Origin of the sequence: Gottfriedia acidiceleris, assembly GCF_050457485.1 — a bacterium.
Lineage (GTDB): Bacteria > Bacillota > Bacilli > Bacillales > Bacillaceae_G > Gottfriedia > Gottfriedia acidiceleris_D.
In genome coordinates, this window is sequence record NZ_JBCMJM010000007.1 from 124,243 (window position 1) to 139,927 (window position 15,685).

14 protein-coding genes and 1 riboswitch are annotated in these 15,685 nt (G+C 34.2%); of the genes, 10 read left to right on the top strand and 4 right to left on the bottom strand.

The window, feature by feature from the left end; translation table 11 throughout:
- Positions 1 to 67 precede the first annotated feature (67 nt).
- Positions 68 to 448 carry a cupin domain-containing protein gene (locus ABEY15_RS07090; RefSeq protein ID WP_429889649.1) on the bottom strand — a complete coding sequence of 127 codons (381 nt, stop codon included), beginning with the start codon at positions 446 to 448 and terminating at the stop codon, positions 68 to 70.
- A gap of 203 nt (positions 449 to 651) precedes the next feature.
- A complete protein-coding gene (locus ABEY15_RS07095; protein ID WP_429889403.1) occupies positions 652 to 1,692 on the bottom strand; it encodes an NAD(P)-dependent alcohol dehydrogenase in 1,041 nt (346 codons plus the stop codon).
- 333 nt (positions 1,693 to 2,025) lie between these two features.
- Here ABEY15_RS07095 and ABEY15_RS07100 point away from each other — a divergent pair, with 333 nt between their 5' ends.
- Complete coding sequence (locus tag ABEY15_RS07100; protein WP_429889405.1) at positions 2,026 to 2,439, top strand: MerR family transcriptional regulator; 414 nt, start codon at positions 2,026 to 2,028, stop codon at positions 2,437 to 2,439.
- Between the two features lie 48 nt (positions 2,440 to 2,487).
- Here ABEY15_RS07100 and ABEY15_RS07105 read toward each other — a convergent pair whose 3' ends face one another.
- Positions 2,488 to 3,402 (bottom strand): LysR family transcriptional regulator, encoded by a 915-nt coding sequence (locus ABEY15_RS07105; protein WP_429889407.1) that lies wholly within the window; start codon positions 3,400 to 3,402, stop codon positions 2,488 to 2,490.
- Between the two features lie 263 nt (positions 3,403 to 3,665).
- On the opposite strand from ABEY15_RS07105, the gene ABEY15_RS07110 reads away from it, so the two are divergent.
- The 8 genes from ABEY15_RS07110 (at position 3,666) to ABEY15_RS07145 (ending at position 11,901) form a co-directional block, all read left to right on the top strand.
- Entirely contained in the window at positions 3,666 to 4,838 is a 1,173-nt protein-coding gene (locus tag ABEY15_RS07110) for an MFS transporter (protein WP_429889650.1), read from the top strand.
- 57 nt (positions 4,839 to 4,895) lie between these two features.
- Positions 4,896 to 5,603 (top strand): SDR family NAD(P)-dependent oxidoreductase, encoded by a 708-nt coding sequence (locus tag ABEY15_RS07115; RefSeq protein WP_429889409.1) that lies wholly within the window; start codon positions 4,896 to 4,898, stop codon positions 5,601 to 5,603.
- A gap of 251 nt (positions 5,604 to 5,854) precedes the next feature.
- A complete protein-coding gene (locus tag ABEY15_RS07120) occupies positions 5,855 to 6,457 on the top strand; it encodes a flavin monoamine oxidase family protein (protein ID WP_429889651.1) in 603 nt (200 codons plus the stop codon).
- A 239-nt stretch (positions 6,458 to 6,696) separates the two neighbouring features.
- A riboswitch (SAM riboswitch) is annotated at positions 6,697 to 6,803 on the top strand.
- 160 nt (positions 6,804 to 6,963) lie between these two features.
- Positions 6,964 to 8,013, top strand: coding sequence for an LLM class flavin-dependent oxidoreductase (locus ABEY15_RS07125; RefSeq protein WP_429889411.1), 1,050 nt, complete (start codon positions 6,964 to 6,966; stop codon positions 8,011 to 8,013).
- Positions 8,014 to 8,028: 15 nt separating this feature from the next.
- Positions 8,029 to 8,982 carry an ATP-grasp domain-containing protein gene (locus tag ABEY15_RS07130; RefSeq protein ID WP_429889412.1) on the top strand — a complete coding sequence of 318 codons (954 nt, stop codon included), beginning with the start codon at positions 8,029 to 8,031 and terminating at the stop codon, positions 8,980 to 8,982.
- Between the two features lie 246 nt (positions 8,983 to 9,228).
- Positions 9,229 to 9,813 (top strand): histidine phosphatase family protein, encoded by a 585-nt coding sequence (locus ABEY15_RS07135; protein WP_429889413.1) that lies wholly within the window; start codon positions 9,229 to 9,231, stop codon positions 9,811 to 9,813.
- Positions 9,814 to 9,860: 47 nt separating this feature from the next.
- Positions 9,861 to 10,850: an aldo/keto reductase gene (locus tag ABEY15_RS07140; protein ID WP_429889415.1), complete on the top strand. Its 990-nt coding sequence runs from the start codon at positions 9,861 to 9,863 to the stop codon at positions 10,848 to 10,850.
- Between the two features lie 343 nt (positions 10,851 to 11,193).
- Complete coding sequence (locus ABEY15_RS07145) at positions 11,194 to 11,901, top strand: hypothetical protein (protein ID WP_429889416.1); 708 nt, start codon at positions 11,194 to 11,196, stop codon at positions 11,899 to 11,901.
- A gap of 515 nt (positions 11,902 to 12,416) precedes the next feature.
- On the opposite strand, the gene ABEY15_RS07150 is transcribed toward ABEY15_RS07145, so the two are convergent.
- Positions 12,417 to 13,604: a Ger(x)C family spore germination protein gene (locus ABEY15_RS07150; RefSeq protein ID WP_429889418.1), complete on the bottom strand. Its 1,188-nt coding sequence runs from the start codon at positions 13,602 to 13,604 to the stop codon at positions 12,417 to 12,419.
- Between the two features lie 644 nt (positions 13,605 to 14,248).
- Between ABEY15_RS07150 and ABEY15_RS07155 the strand changes: the two genes are divergently transcribed.
- Positions 14,249 to 15,676 (top strand): amino acid permease, encoded by a 1,428-nt coding sequence (locus ABEY15_RS07155; RefSeq protein ID WP_429889420.1) that lies wholly within the window; start codon positions 14,249 to 14,251, stop codon positions 15,674 to 15,676.
- Positions 15,677 to 15,685 lie beyond the last annotated feature (9 nt).

Below are 15,685 nucleotides of genomic sequence, written 5' to 3' on the forward strand. Positions count from 1 at the left end.
ATTTTAGAAAAGGTGGTATTTTTCCACTTTTCTAAAATCTTTTTTTTTATAGTAGTATTTTTAAAATTTATTTAGTTAAATTTTCATATTCTTCGTCTGAAACAGGTTCCAACCACTCTGGTGTCCCTGCAGTTATTGCAATGTGTTCAAACCAACTATCCTTCGCAGCACCATGCCAGTGTTTCACACCATCGTGGGTAACAATCACATCACCAGCCTTTAAGAATTGAGCAGATTTACCTTCTTCTTGGTACCAACCTTCTCCGCCGGATACTAATAAAATTTGAAATTCATCATGATGGATATGCCAATTATTTCTACAACCAGGTTCAAATGTCACGTTCCCAACACCAACATTCACTTTAGGATCGGCAATTAAGGTTTTAAGATAGCTTTGTCCTACAAAAAATTGTGCGAATGCTTCATTTTTTTCGCCAACTGGGAATATGACACCATTCTTAACTTCTTAATGTTTTATCATTATTATTTCCTCCTATAACTTTATTTTTAACAACTTGAACAGTTAGGCTTTATTAAAGGCTTTATTAATAGACAATATAGGTCCAGATCGTTACGGGGCATTACATATTAAAAAGATGCCACAAAAGGAATGCTTTTGGGACATCTAAAGAAAAAATTAAATTGCACAACTCACATAGTGCTAGTGTCGATAACGAATCGATATTTCACATCTGAAGCTAAAACTCGCTTGTATGCTTCGTCAATTTGATCGGCAGAAATAACTTCAATAGTAGGTACAATATTATGTTCCCCACAGAAATCTAACATCTCCTGAGTCTCACGAATTCCTCCAATCATTGAACCTGCAAATGAGCGACGATGACCTATAAGTGAAAAAACACTTAGTGACAACGGCTCTGCTGGAGCACCGACATTTACTAGCGTGCCATCAAGAGTGAGTAATCTTAAATAGGCATCCAAATTAATCTTTGCACTTACAGTGTTAATAATTAGGTCGAAAGTTCCATCAAGTTTATCAAATGTTTCTGTATCGTTTGTAGCATAGTAGTCGCTTGCGCCAAATTGTAGGCCATCGTCTTTTTTGTTCAATGTTTGTGACAGAACGGTAACTTCTGCACCCATTGCATTTGCAATTTTGACTGCCATATGACCAAGACCGCCTAAACCAATAACAGCTACTTTTTTACCTGGTCCTGCTCCCCAATGGTTTAATGGAGAATATGTAGTTATACCTGCACAAAGTAGTGGCGCTGCAACATCAAGTTCAATGTTATCAGGTATTTTAACTACAAAATCCTCCGTTACAACGATGTGGGTTGAGTAGCCTCCCTGAGTTGGCTCGCCATATTTATCAACACCAGCATAAGTAGGGATATTTCCTTTGAGACAGTACTGTTCTTCGCCTTTACGACAATTCTCACAATCGCCGCATGAGTCTACCATACATCCGACTCCAACTCTGTCACCAACTTTATATTTCGTGACATCTGCTCCTACATCTGTAATTACTCCGGCAATCTCATGGCCCGGTACAAGTGGGTAGTGCACATGTCCCCATTCTCCATGTGCAGTATGTATGTCAGAATGGCAAATTCCTGCATATTTAATTTCAATCAGAACATCTTTTAAATCAAGATCACGTCGTTTAATTTCAGCAACTCGAAAGGCTTTGTCAGGACCATCAACAGCTCGTGCTTTTGCAGTTATCATTTATAAAACCTCCAAACAAATATTTTTAAGAGAACAAAAAAATTACCCAGGTTTAACTCTGAATTCATTTTTACACTAACTTTTTTCTCTCGCACCATCATGATATTCCCTCTAGTTAACTCTAGGTCAAGTGATTAAATTATATTTTTTTAAAAAATTTCACGACATACAAAAATAGACTATGACTTTTTTGCATTAGATTTTTATCTCGATTAAAAATGATCCAATACCTTGCTTTCTTTATATGTGACATAAAAAAAATAACATGATAAAATCCATTCATAAAAATAGAGTTAACTCGAGGTCTAAGCCTTAATGAAAGGGAGATTAATATTGAAGACATATTCAATCGGCGAAGTAGCAAAAGAATTGAATCTTACAGTATATGCTTTGCGATACTATGACAAAGAAGGACTTATACCTTTTGTAGAACGTACAACCAGTGGAATACGAGTGTTTAAAGAATCCGATATAGAAGCATTAAAAATAATTGAATGCCTGAAATCGACTGGGATGCCTATTAAGGAAATTAAAAATTTCATTGAATGGTGTTCTGAGGGGGACTCAACAATACGACAAAGATATGACATGTTTATGGAAAGAAAAGCTATTGTGGAAGCACAGATGGAAGAACTGAAAAAAACAATGGTACTCATCGAGCATAAATGTTCATATTATAAGACGGCTTTGGAAGCAGGAACAGAAAATATTTTTAAAAGTAAAATCGGGACTAGTATTACTAAGTAACAAAAAGAAGCCACCAATATACATGACATGTGTGTATATTGGTGGCTATTAATTTTGTAGAACATTTGAAGATTTTAAAAATTCCTCTTGGATTTTTCTTAAAAACAAATCAGCAGCAGCCGAAAAAACCTGATGCCTTTTCCAAACGATATTTAAACCTGATTCGAGCCTTGGCTCTAGCGGTCGAAAACAAAGGTTACTATCACTAGATGTATTCACGATTTTATCAAGTACTATAGCATAACCAATGCCCTCTTCTACCATAATCGCTGCATTGTAAGCAAGGTTGTATGTAGTCACGAAGTTTAGTCTATCAAATTCTTCACGAAACCAGTCCGCAAATTCATTTTTAGAAAATGTCTTTTTAATTGCTTGTCTTGAACAGATTAAGGGAATATTTAATAAATCCACTGCTTGAATCGTATTTTTTAAGGCAAGCGGGCTGTCTTTTCTCATTACTACGCCCCAAACATCCTTAGCGGGGATATTTATATAATTGTATTTTGATAAATCAGCGGGTTGAATTAGAATCCCAAAATCAAGTAACCCTTTGTCTAGCCGTTCAGTCACATCGTCTTCGTTACCACTGTATAGGTGATAGCGTATTCCTGGATAGCTTAACTGTAGATTTTTTATTACTCGAGCAATCTGTTTCATGGCTTCTGTTTCTCCACCACCTATGTGTACATCACCACTAATGGTTTCCTCCATTGAGCTAAATTCATCCTCTAATTTATCAACCATATCAACGATTTCTTCTGCTCTTTTTCTCAAAATTATTCCTTCTTCTGTCAGAATGATACTGTGACTACTGCGAATAAATAGTTTTTTACCTAACTCTTGTTCAAGATCTTTTAACTGTCTGGACAAAGTAGGCTGTGTAATATGCAAAAAATTAGCAGCGCCCGTAATACTTCCTTCTCTTGCTACAGTAAGAAAATATCGCAATACTCTAATTTCCATACATCACTCCCCCTTAGTGATTTCAGTATATATAAAATAACTATGCCTATCAAGCATATCTGGTTATAAGATATAAGTAATTGCTATATCAAAAGTGTGCAGTAGAATAGATTACAAAGTGTGAAATCAAATAGTAAGATGAATTGGCAATCATTTGCCAAACTAAACAAGTGGATTTGTAACTTTTAAAATCTAAATATGTATACACTCTCGATATTCTTTCGGGTGGATTTTAAATTCAACAAGATTATTTAATAAGGGGGATTAGAGTGAGAAATAATTACTTACTTATATTTATACTATCGTTTGGTGTTTTCGGCATTTTAAACACTGAAATGGGGGTTATAGGGATATTACCAGACATTGCAGCGCAATATGATGTTAGTGTATCACAAGCAGGGTTGTTAGTGAGTTTATTTGCATTTGCTGTTGCATTAGCTGGACCAACATTGCCGTTATTATTTTCGGGGATCGATCGCAAGAAAGTGATGTTACTTGTTCTTGGTATTTTCTTAGTAGGGAATATGGTTTCAATATTTACAAGTAATTTTAACATTCTATTGCTAGCTCGTATCATTCCAGCATTTTTTCATCCCATCTATTGTTCTTTAGCTTTTACAGTAGCTGCTGCTTCAGTAAGTAAAAATGAAGCTACAAAAGCTGTCTCTAAAGTATTTATAGGAGTTTCTGCAGGTATGGTTGTTGGTGTACCAATCGTAAGTTTTATTGCAAGTGCAGTTAATTTGCAATTAGCAATGGCGTTCTTTGCTATTGTTAATACTATTGTCTTCTTTGCTACATTGCTCTTTGTACCGCCGATGCCTGTAAAGGAAAGACTTTCATATGGAAAGCAATTAAGCGTCTTAAAAAAATCGATTACTTTGCTTTCAATCGTGGGGGTTATTTTATTAAATTCAGCGGTATTTGGAGTATATAGTTATTTTGCTGAGTATTTAAAAACAGTTACGAATATGTCTCCGAAACTTATAAGTTTAATATTTTTCATATTTGGTAGTGCTAATATTATAGGTAACGTAGTAGCAGGGAAATTACTTACGAAAAATGCGAATAAAACGGTATTCATCTATCCATTTATATTAGCGATCATTTATATCATTTTATTCTTTACAGGTGGTTTTACAGTATCTGTTTTGTTTATCACATTAGCATGGGGGATTCTTGCAGGTATTGGAGGTAATATCAACCAATATTGGATTACATCATCAGCACCCGAGGCCCCAGATTTTGCTAACGGTTTATTTTTGTCTGCTTGTAACATAGGAACAACAATCGGTGCAGCTGTTGGTGGGGCATTAATAACTGAGTTAGGTACACGATATGTCATATTAGTGGGAATTTTATCATTGATACTTGGTTTGGTAAGTATTCTATTTAGAAATTATTTATATAATTCAACTAAACAACTCTCCTTATAAGGGAGACTACCTTTTTAATGAGTAAAAAATTAAGTAACGATATAAGGAGGCGCAAATATGTTACATGAAAAAAGAATTGCACTTGTAACTGGCGGAAATCGAGGTATTGGATATGAGTTAGTCAAACAATTGTCTTTGAATGGTTTTAAAGTGATTTTAACAAGTCGTGATCCAGAAAAGGGGCATAGGGTAACTCAGAAATTTAATGATTTCAATCTAGACGTTTCCTTTATAGAAATGGATGTAAACAATCAAGAAAGTATCAATAACACTGCCGGAATTGTTAATAAAATGTATGGAAGATTAGATGTATTGATTAATAATGCTGGCGTGATTTTTCATGAAGATGAAGACTTATTAAAAATGGAACCTACAATTCTCGAGAAAACGATGAAAACCAACTTTTTCGGGGCATACCATGTGATTCGTACATTTATTCCTATTATGGAACAACAAGGTTATGGGAGAATTATTAATGGTTCTTCAGAATATGGAGAGATGAGTGAAATGGCATATCCAAAAGTAGGAGCTTATAAGCTATCTAAACTTGCTCTAAATGGATTGACCAGATTGCTAGCTGCAGAAAGCAAAGGAGATATCAAAATAAATGCCGTCGATCCGGGATGGGTAAGCACTGACATGGGTGGACCATCTGCCCCAAGAACTCCTGAGCAAGCTGCTAAGTCTATTATTTGGTTAGCAACAATTGGAAGTGAAGGACCTAACGGAGGATTTTTTAGAGATGGGATAAGGATTGATTGGTAACTACCAATAGAAATGCCAGATATTGAAAAAAAGTACATTATTCCATATTCGGAGTAATGTACTTTTTTCAATATAATGCTTTAAGCTGTTATGAAGTTAGTAAACTATAGGAGCAATCTTTTACCATGCCCCAATATCAAGAAGGACTTAGTGTTTTAAACAGCCCACTCCTTACGATTATTTTATTTAGAGATTTGCCTGAGATAGCGCATTTACTTTTTATTTTTTAAAAAAAGTATCAATAATATTATATTAATAAATGTGATTATGTTATTTCAACAATCCCTTATTCTTTATTTAATTTTGTAGATCTTCTTCCATTTGAGTCTATTTCTTATAAAAAATGGAAAGTGATAAGAGAATTACATTATGCAGATTCAACAAAAATTGCCATACAGTTCAGAACGAGATTTTGGGAAAAGTATGGTTTGTTTGGTGGGAAAATAGTAACTGATTTACCAATTAAGAGTTCATATTTACCTAGTCATGATTTTGGAAAAGAAATGGGTGTAATGATAGCAAGTTACACTTGGGGAGACGATGCACAAATTTGGGAAAATATGAATAATAATACACGTATTGATAAGGCATTAGCCAATCTTTCAACCATTTTTGGTGACGTAGTTTATAAAGAATTTTTAGTAGGATATTCCCAAAGTTGGACGCAATTTTCATTCTCAGGTGGAGCATTTGTTATGTATAAACCAAATCAACAAAAAGAACTCGGTCCTTATATCAGCTCACCTGAAGGAAGAATTCATTTTGGCGGCTCCCATGCATCATCTACTCCTGGTTGGATGCAAGGGGCAATAGAAGCAGGAGTCCGTACTGCTAATGAGATTAATAATTTATAAATAGTTGCTTTGATAAAGAATATCATGATCGACAATTAGTCGATTTTTTTGTTGGCAAAAATATGGATAAAGTTATTTTCATATTTTATCAAATATTGCCCATTTGAAATTTTGTAAAATTTAATTATTTCTAATAATAACAATAATGAAAGCGTTTTCTAAATGTAAACGCTTAAATTCCCTTATTGACAATCCGTTTACTAGGATTTATGATTCAGTTATTGAAATTACATAACACAAACTTATCGAGAGTGACCGAGGGATCAGGCCCTATGACGTCCGGCAACCTCCTTATTAAGGAACGGTGCCACTTCCTGCAGAATGAAATCATTCTGATAGATAAGTCGAAAACAATTGTTTCCGATGCCTCTTTCTGAATGAAAGAGGCTTTTTCTTTTCTTATTTATTTACGTAGGAGGTATAACATAACTGAATTTCATTAAATATAAACCCAACTTAACCAATGCGAAAACTAGATAATTTTAATGATGAAGGAGAGAATAGAAATGAAATATGGTTTTTGGTTACCGATTTTTGGAGGATGGTTACGCAATGTGGATGACGAAAGTATGCCACCAACTTTTGAATATGCTAAAGAGATCATTCAATCAGCTGAAAAATGGGGATACTCGACGACTTTAATTGCTGAATTATATTTAAACGATATTAAAGGTCCAGAGCATGATTCACTTGAAGCTTGGTCAACAGCAGCGGCACTTGCTGCAGTGACGGAAAAAATCGAAATTATGACCGCGATTCGTCCAGGTTTTCATAATCCTGCGGTAACAGCAAAAATGGCTGCTAATATTGATCAAATCAGTAACGGTCGTTTTACGCTAAACGTTGTTTCTGCATGGTGGGCAGAGGAAGCTCGTCAATATGGCGGTATTTTTACAGAACATGATGATCGTTATGCTCGTACAGAGGAGTTTATTGATGTTCTAAAAGGCTTATGGACAGAAGAAACGTTCAATTATTCAGGAAAATTTTACGACTTAAAAGATACGAAGCTTGCTCCAAAACCTGTACAAAGACCAAACCCGATTCTTTATGCAGGTGGTGAAAGTGAAAAAGGTAAGCAAACAATTGTTGAAAAATGTGACGCATATGTGATGCACGGCGGAACAGTTGAAGAAATTAATCAGAAAGTAACAGATATGAAGGTACGCCGTGAACAAACTGGCAATGCACCATTAAGTTCTTTCGGTATGGCCGCTTATGTTATTTGTAGAGATACAGAAGAAGAGGCTTTGGCTGAGCTTAAAAAAATTACGACTGTGAAAGATTCAAGTGGTTATGCTGGCTTTAAAGACTTCACGACAAAATCACAATTAGAGCAACAAATTCAATTACAAGATTACTCAGTTTCAAACCGTGGTCTTAGACCAAATCTAGTAGGAACACCAGAGAAAATAGCAGATCGAATTTTACAATATGAAGAAGCTGGCTTAGACTTATTATTATTACAATTTTCACCTCAGTTAGAGGAAATGGAGCGCTTTTCCAAGCAGGTTATGCCATTAGTAGAACAAAAACGTAGTTTAATAAAATGCTAGAAAGGGGAAATAAAAATGAGTAAGGTATATGTAATACATGAAAACAGTGAGTGGACAATCCATTTAACAAAAAGATTAGAGGAGCTTGGAGTTCCTTATGAGGAATGGCATTTAGATGAAGGTACGGTAGATTTATCAACAGTACCACCAGAAGGAATCTTTTATAGCCGCATGAGTGCTTCTTCTCATACACGTGATCATCGTTTTGCAGCTGAATTTACTGGGCAAGTATTAGCTTGGCTTGAAGCACATGGTCGTACTGTGTTAAATGGAACGAATGCCTTGAAATTAGAAGTTAGTAAAGTTTTACAATATTTAGAGCTAGACAAATATGGTGTGAAGACTCTGAAAACGATTGCAGCAGTTGGAAAACAAAATATTATTAAGGCAGCTAATCGTTTTGCTGGACAGTCATTTATTACGAAGCATAATCGTGCAGGTAAAGGCTTAGGGGTTCAACTATTCCATAGTGTTGATGCTTTAAAAGCTTATGTTGAAGGACCGACTTTTGAAGAACCAGTCGATGGTATTACACTTATTCAAGAATACATCCAATCACCTGAAAGCTACATCACTCGTTGTGAATTCGTAGGAGGAAACTTTGTTTATGCAGTTAAAGTTGATACTTCTGAAGGCTTTGAACTTTGCCCAGCTGATGCTTGCCAAATTGGTGATTTATTCTGCCCAGTAGGAGAAGAGGTAGAAGAGAAGCCTAAGTTCCAAATTATTGAAAGCTTTGAGGACGAAATTATAAATAAATATAAAGAGGTTCTAGTTAAAAATAATGTTCAAGTTGCCGGAATCGAATTTATCAGAGATGCTGAAGGTACAATTTTTACTTACGATATCAATACAAATACGAACTATAACTCAGATGCAGAAGAAAAAGCTGGAAAATTCGGAATGCTCGAATTAGCATCATTTTTAAAGAAGACTTTGGAAGAAAAATACACTACTACAGCAAAATGATCTATTTAGAAAAGCTCAAACCTACACGTAACAAAGGTTTGGGCTTTTTTGTGGTCAGTTTGTTAAACTTTTTCTAGAACTAAGAGTATTAGGCAATTATTTGAGAGGAATAAGCTAACGATTAAAAATAATATATTGATAATATAAGATTATAAGTTGTTAGTAATTTTGAGCCAAAAAAGGTCTATTGAACTCGTACCACTTGATTTTTAAAATCTGCTTTTAAGATTCAAAAGGGGGATACAAATGAAAAAGACTTTTTATTTAATGAGACATGGACAAACATTATTTAATAAAAGAAGGAAGATTCAAGGTTGGTGTGATTCACCTCTAACTGAATTAGGAATTAAACAAGCAGAGGCCGCTGCAACGTACTTTAAAGAACAAAAAGTTATTTTTGATCATGCCTATTGTTCCACATCAGAAAGAGCTAGTGATACGTTGGAAATCGTTACGGAATTGCCGTATACAAGATTAAAAGGATTAAAAGAATGGAATTTCGGAACGTTTGAAGGTGAAAGTGAAGATTTAAATCCACCGCTACCTTATGGTGATTTCTTTGTTAAGTTTGGTGGAGAAGATCAAAAAGAACTGCAACAAAGAATGGCTACTACATGCCAAAAAATAATGGAAGAAGATAATGAAGTGGTATTAGCTGTTTCACATGGAGCAGCTTTACGAAATTTCATGCGGGTTTGGGAGCATAGAAGTTCGATTGTACAACAAGATCGAATTGGAAATTGTTGCATCCTTAAGTTTGAATATGAGAACAGGGAATTTAAATTAGTAGAGATTATCAATCACAATTTTAGTGATGTAGTCCAGGTATAGTTTTTTTAGATTAATAGATTACATATTTCCGAAAGTGAGGATAAAAAATGGAATACACAAAACTTGGGAATACAGGATTAGAAATATCTAGACTTTGCCTTGGTTGTATGGGATTTGGAGATGCAAAACGTTGGATTCATCCATGGGTAATCGATGAGGAAAGTAGCCGTACAATCATTAAAAAAGCACTAGACTTAGGTATCAATTTTTTTGATACGGCGAATGTCTACTCAGATGGAACTAGTGAAGAATATGTTGGTAGAGCTTTAAAAGATTATGGCAATCGAGATGAAATAGTACTTGCTACGAAGGTTTATTTCCCTATGCATAAAGGTCCCAACGGTTCAGGACTTTCCCGAAAGCATATTATGAGTGAAATTGATAAAAGTCTTAAACGCCTCGGAACAGATTATGTGGATTTATACCAAATCCATCGTTGGGATTATAACACTCCGATCGAAGAAACAATGGAGGCACTTCATGATCTAGTAAAAGCTGGAAAAGTAAGATATATTGGTGCTTCCGCTATGTATGCATGGCAGTTTTTGAAGGCTCTACATGTTGCAGAGAAAAATGGATGGACCAAATTTGTCTCGATGCAAAACCATCTGAACCTCATATACCGTGAAGAGGAAAGGGAGATGCTGCCTCTTTGTAAAGAAGAAAAAATCGGTGTCATTCCATATAGTCCACTTGCGTCAGGAAGATTGACACGTGATTGGTCAAATACGACACTTAGATCTGAAACTGATGAAACTCAAAAATCTAAATACGGTGCAACTGAAAATACGGATCGACTTGTTGTGGAACGTGTTGCAGAGATTGCTGAAAAACATGGAGTAACAAAATCAAATATTGCTCTTGCTTGGTTACTGCAGAAAGAACCAGTATCAGCACCAATTATTGGAGTTACTAAAATTTCACATTTAAAAGATTCTGTTGGTGCATTGTCGGTTAATTTAACGGCTGAAGAAGTTGCGTATTTGGAAGAGCCTTATGTTCCACATCCGGTAGTTGGTGCTTTAGGCTCTAATTAATGTCAATTTTAGTATAATGAGTTTATCCCCTATTTTACTTAATTGTGAAAAGGGGTTTTTTTAGGTGATTTCACGATCAATAGCTCTAGATTATAAAGAAGAGTTTTGTATATATATCGTTCATATTGCTTTTCTAAGACTTACTTGTAGAACGAATTCATAAATCAAATGTTCAAACTGTAAATTTTTCCGTTTCCAACATTTATTTTGGAAAATGCTTTTGTAAGAGTGCTACTCTCAAAACTATTGAAATAGGAAATCATCACTTGTTTTTTTGTATCAAAGTGATATATGTTGCAATATGCCGAAAAATCCTTCATATTTGTTAAAAAGGAGGTCCGATATGCGAAGTGATATACAACCGAATGAACGAGCTTTTTCTTCCAAGGAAGTAGCAGAAGAACTGGGTATTGCAACACCTACTGTTCGTAAGTATGGCCAAATCTTAGAGCGCAATGGATATGAGTTCTTGAAAGATGGCGATCGTCGTATATTTGTTCAATCTGATATTAGAGTGCTTATAGCGTTACGCGATTCAGAAAAGCCCCTGGAAGATACTGCAAAAGACCTCGTATTTCAACAAAAAGAAAGATTAGAAGGTTACGATGAAACACAAATTGCGATATCCGATACATATGAAAATTTACCACATGACCCAAATCAATTAAAAGAGTTTTTAAGGTTTTTAGTCAGTGAACTTGCAGCTGCACGTGAAATGAATGTTCAACTGAAAAATGATATGGCAGAACTTAAAACGGCGGTTTCCAGGCTTCAACAAGATCATCATGATATAAGTGCAAATATTGGGAATTCATCCAATAAAACTTATACGAAAATTGAAAAATTAGCCGAACAACAAAGAATCCAATACGAGACATTACTGGAACAAGAAAAACAATCAATTGGTTTTTTACAAGAAGAAATACAAAACATACGAGAAGAACAAAGAATAGAATGGCGATCACAAGATGATTTCAATAAACGTTTAGAAGTTGTGATACAAAAGCCTAGAGAAAAATGGGGATGGCTTTTCTCTTTATTTAGAAAATAAAGGACCTATTAAAATCTTTTTATGCTAATCTTGTACAAATTTGATTAAAACTTTTAAAAATGAATACTTTAATAAGTAATTTCTTGTCGATACTTCCTTAAGGATGTATCGGCTTTTTGTTTCGTATCCATTGGCTGATACAAATTGCAATTAATTCAAAAATCTTTTTAATCGTAAAAATTGGTATACGATACAAAAAAAAGTAACATATAACAGAACCGATGTATCACTATGCGATATCCGATCGTTAATAGATTTTTTCATCTAAGCTACTAGTAAAATGAAAAATCAACTGATATCAGTTAATTTCAAAATAATACTTTTGAATAGTAGATTTTATTTTATATCAAATTTTTACAAATTCCCGGGAAATATCTACAAATTTCTTAATGATAAGAATTTGAAAAGCCCCCCGAATAGTACAGGGGGCTTTTGTAGTTTCCAAATGGGGTTTTACTTAGCTCTAATGTCTTGTTGTTTCAATGAGAAATTTAAAAGTGGATACCAAACATTTCCTAATAAGGATAAGGTTTCTTTCTCATTCCGACGTTATTAATTTGAACGTCGACACTTACTGTAACTTTTGCCTTTTTAAATGTATCATTCCAATTACCCTCATATTTTTTATAAATTTTTGGGTTAACCATGTATAATTTTTCACCAAATCCAAATGCATCTCCACCGAGTTTTTTTACTTCAGAAATCCCTTTTTCTATTGATTGTTTTATAACATTTTCAGCTGATTTTTCATATTTATTGAGAGTTTTTGCTTTATCAAAATTGGAATTACAAAATACCTCGTCAATATGGCCAATTGATTCGATTTTTATATTTATAATTGGTATATTACCCTTGATTTTAATTTCCGTCTTAGATTTTACCCGAGTAATCTCCATCGAGTCATATTCTTTTTTATTACATGGTATTTGGACATTCGTTTCTTTGATCAGATTATCAATAATTTGTATTGATTTTGCCGGTGGTCCATCTAACCAACCAACTAATTTTCCATCTTTGAAAATCCCTGTGCCATTTATCTTATCATAACTAGAATTGACTTTATTAGCATTTTCAAGTGTTTGTGATGCTTCACTTTCATTTTCTAAGCTCACGCCATTTATTACTGGTTCCCTTCCACTACTAGAAATTGCAGAAATTGCCTCACGCATTAATGTATCTCGATTTTCACCTAAAAGGGCTGATGTATTTTTAATTTTACCTACAATTGATTGAGCAGATATTTTATCTAGTGAGGCTATGTTATTCATTATTTCATCAACGCTTTTATTTCTTGCAATAATAACTGGAATATTTACACGAATATTAGAATCTCTTTCAAATACATCGAAAATATAATTCAATGAGTTTTCTTTTGCTAATGTTTCTCCTATTATAACAAGAGCAACATGAGAATATATATTTTGCCGAGATCCTTTCTTAGACACATTTCGTACAGCTTCTGAAATGGTTCTACCTTTTGCATCTAACGCAATTACTGGAACACTTTGAGAACCTGACTGTGTTGTAGTCGCAATTGCACTAGGATTAAAAATTTGAGTGATTACATGATATTTTTTTTCTTTAGGGAAGTAATCAATCCCCATTCCAACCACAATCGATATTTGATTTAATTCTTTATAGTTAGAGCAACCACCTAAAAGCATACTTACAATAAGAAATGAAATAAAAAATTTCTTTTTCACATTTTTTCTCCAATTTCTTGGCTTTTTTGTATTTATAAAATTTAAAATGCAATATTCCTCAAGGAGTTCTGTTTCATATTATACTTTTCCATTTATTGTAATTCAATGTACCATTTTCCAAAATCCGAAGCATTAAATTTTCCCGTAACTAAATTTTTAAAAAAATTTTCTGCAATCCTGCTGTACTAACTGGATAGAGTTTAAGATTGATTATTTAAGTAAATAGTATGATCTTAATGATAAAAGTCTCTTTTTAAAAAAAGTAATTGAGTCTAAAATAAATGAATTGAGTAGATTTTAAAATAAACTAGTTGTTTTTAGATTTAAGGAATGGCTTATAGTTTGGTTTAGCCACGTTTTTTTGTTGGCATGAATTTTGCTTAATGAATACTAAGAAGAGGAAGTAGTTACTTCCGATTTTAATTGGCCAGACATAGGAGGTGTTTAATTTCTTATTCATTTTTACTTTATAAGTGTAGGTACAACTATTACTATGTTCGGTTTCTGCGGTGATTTTTTTGAGATGATCAGAAATTGTAAATGTTTACAAAAAGCAAAAAGTTTATAGTATTTTATTAGCTTTATCTTTTTCTATTATTTCGCTTTGTTTTTTCTGAATATTCTAAAATAAAGGTGGGGCATTTATGGATTCTTCTAATGAAAAAGGTCAGTTACAACGTTCCATGAAAAGTCGGCATTTGTTTATGATTTCACTCGGAGGAGTAATCGGTACAGGTTTATTTTTAGGTTCAGGTCTAACGATTAATCAAGCTGGTCCAGGGGGAGCGGTTGTTGCGTATTTATTCGGTGGATTGGTGATGTACCTTGTGATGGTTTGTTTAGGTGAACTATCAATTACAATGCCAGTTACAGGTTCATTTAAGACTTATGCTACGAAGTACATTGGTCCTGGTACCGGATTTACGATTGGCTGGATGTATTGGCTTAGTTGGGCAACAACTGTTGGACTTGAATTCACTGCAGCTGGAATATTGATGCAAAGGTGGTTTCCACATGTAGCAGTTTGGATCTGGTGTCTTGTGTTTATCGTTCTTTTGTTGGGTTTAAACATACTTAGTGTAAAAGGTTACGCTGAGGCAGAATTTTGGTTTGCGGGAATTAAAGTATTTGCAGTGATAGCTTTTATACTGATTGGAGCAGCAACCATATTTGGTTTTGTTCATAAAGGTAGTTCGGCACCTTTGTTAACTAATTTTACAAAAGATGGTGGACTTTTCCCACATGGGTTTTCAGCTATATTTTCAACTATGATGGCGGTAGTATTTGCATTTCAGGGTGCAGAAGTTGTTGGAATTGCAGCTGGTGAGAGTGAAGCACCAGAAAAGACTCTTCCTAAAGCAATTCGAAGTATCATTTTTCGTGTCCTAATTTTTTATGTATTAGCAATTTTAGTATTAGCGGCTTTGATTCCGTGGAGGCATGCAGGAGTAGTAGAAAGTCCATTTGTTGCAGTATTTGATAGTGTAGGTATTCCATATGCAGCTGATATTATGAATCTAGTTATTTTAACGGCGTTGCTATCTGTAGGTAATTCAGGATTATATGTATGTTCTCGTATGCTTTGGTCACTTTCTAAAAGTGGTATGGCACCAGCAGCTTTAGGTAAAGTAAATTCTCGAGGTGTTCCGTTTAATGCAGTATTGTTTAGTCTTCTTTTTGCACTAATTTCATTACTTACAAGTGTAGTATCTGCACAAACAGTTTTTGTCGTTCTGCTTTCTGTAACTGGACTAGCTGGAACATTCAGTTGGATGGCAATTGCCTTGTCGCAATACAATTTTAGAAGACAATTTATTAAAAATGGTGGAAATGTTAAGGAATTAAAGTACAAAGTTCCACTGTTCCCATTAATACCTATTCTATGTATTGTATTATGTGGAATTTCCATAGTATTTATGGCTTTTGATCCTACTCAACGTTCTTCCTTAATAGGTGGTTTAGGTTTCATGGGTGTAAGTTATCTTTATTACTTTTTACGCCATGGAAAAAATAAAGGAAAGATCGGTATTAAGAAGGATCATGGGGATGTACCAACTCATCAGAGTATTTGACCATTATAC

Bases quoted from the DNA above. Each gene is read 5' to 3' on its own strand.
- ABEY15_RS07115 (WP_429889409.1), top strand. From the start codon at position 4,896: ATGTTACATGAAAAAAGAATTGCACTTGTAACTGGCGGAAATCGAGGT.
- ABEY15_RS07125 (WP_429889411.1), top strand. From the start codon at position 6,964: ATGAAATATGGTTTTTGGTTACCGATTTTTGGAGGATGGTTACGCAAT.
- ABEY15_RS07145 (WP_429889416.1), top strand. From the start codon at position 11,194: ATGCGAAGTGATATACAACCGAATGAACGAGCTTTTTCTTCCAAGGAA.
- ABEY15_RS07140 (WP_429889415.1), top strand. From the start codon at position 9,861: ATGGAATACACAAAACTTGGGAATACAGGATTAGAAATATCTAGACTT.
- ABEY15_RS07155 (WP_429889420.1), top strand. From the start codon at position 14,249: ATGGATTCTTCTAATGAAAAAGGTCAGTTACAACGTTCCATGAAAAGT.
- ABEY15_RS07105 (WP_429889407.1), bottom strand. From the start codon at position 3,402: ATGGAAATTAGAGTATTGCGATATTTTCTTACTGTAGCAAGAGAAGGA.
- ABEY15_RS07130 (WP_429889412.1), top strand. From the start codon at position 8,029: ATGAGTAAGGTATATGTAATACATGAAAACAGTGAGTGGACAATCCAT.
- ABEY15_RS07135 (WP_429889413.1), top strand. From the start codon at position 9,229: ATGAAAAAGACTTTTTATTTAATGAGACATGGACAAACATTATTTAAT.
- ABEY15_RS07095 (WP_429889403.1), bottom strand. From the start codon at position 1,692: ATGATAACTGCAAAAGCACGAGCTGTTGATGGTCCTGACAAAGCCTTT.